The sequence below is a fragment of the Psychrobacter sp. genome (assembly GCF_030454045.1).
Lineage (GTDB): Bacteria > Pseudomonadota > Gammaproteobacteria > Pseudomonadales > Moraxellaceae > Psychrobacter.
Genome location: NZ_JAKDJE010000133.1, coordinates 1 through 2,650, shown reverse-complemented (window position 1 = coordinate 2,650; position 2,650 = coordinate 1). Strand labels below are relative to the sequence as shown.

Below are 2,650 nucleotides of genomic sequence, written 5' to 3'. Positions count from 1 at the left end.
TAAAAAATAGTCGCTGTCAGTGCCATGGTCGAATGTTCAACACGCCCTAGTGTTCCATATATTCGGAAATAAGAAAATAATTTACAATAGTTCTATTTTTTGATTGTTTACTCCATATGAGAACAGTCATTCTGACAAATAATAAAGAGTGTGGTGATGATTAAAGTGTTGGTAGTAGATGATCACGATTTAGTACGGATGGGTATCAGCCGTATGTTGTCAGACAGCGCCGATATTGAAGTAGTGGGCGAGGCAGATAGCGGCGATATGGCAATAAAACAAGCCAAACAGCTGCGTCCTGACGTGGTCTTGCTAGACGTGAATATGCCCAATATTGGTGGCCTTGAGGCAACCAAACGTCTGATTCAGCTAGACATGGGGATCAAAATTTTGGCTGTCAGCAGCATATCCGCACAGCCTTATCCCTCCATGCTGATCAAAGCTGGCGTCAACGGGTATATTACTAAAGGCACTCCGCTTGATGAGATGATACGTGCTGTCAAAAAGATCTATCAAGGCGGTCGCTATTTTAGTCAAGATGTCGCTGAACAACTGGCAGATGTTTTATTGTCTGATAATGCCAGCTCACCCTTTGACTTATTAAGTGACAGAGAAAAGCAGGTGGCTATGATGGTCGTAAATTGTCAAAGCCCGCAGCAGATTGCTGATCAGTTATTTGTCAGTGTCAAAACCATCAATACGTATCGCTACCGTATTTACGAAAAAGTTGGCGTTGACAGTGATGTGAAGTTGACTCATCTGGCCATTCGTCATGGCTTGATTCAACCATAAATTGCTTATATCTCACTTTATTATCATGGTCAATTTATGAAATCTGTTACTAGCCTCGTCTCTGCTATTACTCAGTATGTGCATCATGATGACACCCTTTCCTTGCCGCAATTACGTAGATTAGGGATTATTTATAGCAGTTATCGCTTTGTCCTCAGTGTCTTTTCTATGCTGATGATATACATATCTGCACGTGCCGATAATACTGCCTCTCTCCCAAGCTTCTTGCAGCAAATAGCGCTCAGCTTTTATGTCATGCTAAGCTTGATTTTGCTTGGGTTGTTTTATGTGGTTAAAAAGCAGGTTCGACGTCAGTTAGCATTTGGATTGGTGTTAGATGTCATTATTTTAAGCTTGCTACTTTATACAGCAGGTGAGCCTGACTTACAGATTACCATGCTATATATGGTCGTTGTCGCCGCCAGTTTCATGCTGTTGAATGGCTCACAAGCCTTGGTTATTACTTTATTAGCGATCATTTTTGTTATTTATCAGCAGTTTTTTTATGCCATTGCCAATAGTATAAACCTAGCCAACTTGGGGGATGCTTTACTCATGTCAGCCAGCTTTTTGGCCGTTGGTGGGTTAAGCTGGTCCATCTCCCAACGATTGGTACAACTTGAAAAAGTAGCACAAAGCCACGCAGAAGAAGTCGAAAGACTCAATGTCATCAATCAAGAAGTGATCACACAAATGGTCAACGGCGTCATCGTCATCGACCGACAGCATGTTGTACTTGCAAACCTTGCAGCTCACCAATTATTGAGTATCACACAAAGTGCGTCATTACAGACGGCTGAGAGTTTCGCTGATGCAGAAGAAATAAGAAACGATATCCATCATGCCACGCTCTTTAATTTTGAAGAGCAGTTGCGCCAGCAGCATTCTCAGCTTCTAAAAGCGTGCTTGTCAGTCGCTGTAGGACAATCGCGTACATTCAGTTACGACGTGCCTGAAATCGCCAATGCTTCCATATTTGGCAAGCTACGTGTACAGATTATCCCTTTAAAAGAAGATAGCAAATTAATTCTCTTGGAGGATTTGCGCCGTGAACAAGCCAGCGCCCAACAATTAAAACTGGCATCGCTTGGGCAACTGACTGCCAGTATCGCGCATGAAATAAGAAACCCACTGGCTGCCATCTCGCAAGCCAGTCAGCTATTGATGGAAGACCTTACAGAGTTTGAGGCAAACGAGAATGCATTAGCAAATACACAAAATATCGATATAGCAGGCAATCATGAGCTCTATGAAATGATATTTTCACAAACAAAGCGTGTGAACCGTATCATTGAAGATATATTAAAGCTGTCTCGTCAGCAAGCCGCCTCTCAGCAGCCCATTGATCTACATGTATGGATACCAACATTCTTGGAGAACTACTTTCGAGGACACGACATTTTTCCACGAATAAAAAATCAGCCCACTATCTCTTTTGATCCGCATCAGTTAGAGCAAATTTTGATAAATTTAATCAATAACGGTCTGCGCTATAGCAGTTATAGTCATCCTCATGCTTATGTGGAAATTGAGATTTACTGCGTAGATAACGATGTTATAATTGACATATTAGATGATGGCAACGGTGTTAGCGACGAAGACTTAAAACATTTGTTTAATCCTTTTTTCACCACGGATAAGACTGGTACTGGTTTAGGTCTGTACTTATCACAAGCTTTTTGTGAGGCCAATCAGGCACGCTTACTCTATATTTCTGAACACGAAAAAACGTGTTTTCGTGTGATTTCACCTGCTATCAACGCTGACAACACTTTTCAAACGGTTGAATAAAATCTTTATTAACTTTAGGGCGTGTTGAACATTCGCAAATAGGCACTGCTGATCGCTAAAATTGTTC

2 protein-coding genes are annotated in these 2,650 nt (G+C 41.5%); both read left to right on the top strand.

The window, feature by feature from the left end; genetic code table 11:
* Positions 1–156 precede the first annotated feature (156 nt).
* Positions 157–792, top strand: coding sequence for a response regulator (locus L0G63_RS13620; RefSeq protein WP_301451138.1), 636 nt, complete (start codon positions 157–159; stop codon positions 790–792).
* Positions 793–828: 36 nt separating this feature from the next.
* Complete coding sequence (locus tag L0G63_RS13615; protein WP_301451137.1) at positions 829–2,583, top strand: PAS domain-containing sensor histidine kinase; 1,755 nt, start codon at positions 829–831, stop codon at positions 2,581–2,583.
* Positions 2,584–2,650 lie beyond the last annotated feature (67 nt).

Excerpts from the sequence above, each read along its gene's own strand:
- L0G63_RS13615 (WP_301451137.1), top strand. The coding sequence starts at position 829 with ATGAAATCTGTTACTAGCCTCGTCTCTGCTATTACTCAGTATGTGCAT.
- L0G63_RS13620 (WP_301451138.1), top strand. The coding sequence starts at position 157 with ATGATTAAAGTGTTGGTAGTAGATGATCACGATTTAGTACGGATGGGT.